1 pseudogene is annotated in these 230 nt (G+C 51.3%); it reads right to left on the reverse strand.

Features of this window, described 5'->3' with window-relative positions:
• Window positions 1-230, reverse strand: a pseudogene (locus CHH91_RS19250) (aminodeoxychorismate synthase component I); the annotation flags it as partial.

Raw genomic sequence — 230 nt, forward strand, 5'->3', positions numbered from 1 at the left:
TCCAATCGCCCCACCTTGCATTGGTGGACCTGTTAAGGTGTCCTCTGTTTGGTAGGGGGCAAGCGCCGTTTCTAACGAAGATAACAGTGGGCCTTTAAAAAGATGGTTGCCGTTTTGGTCGCTGACCATTAATGTGTGGCCCTTGCCTTCGATCACAGCAACAGGCGTTAAGCCGATTATGCTATACCGCCCTGTCTGTCCACTTTCCAACAGTACATGATGGGGCTCGT

It is taken from the genome of Virgibacillus sp. 7505, from assembly GCF_002272135.1.
In the GTDB taxonomy this organism is placed as follows: Bacteria; Bacillota; Bacilli; order Bacillales; family Amphibacillaceae; genus Terribacillus.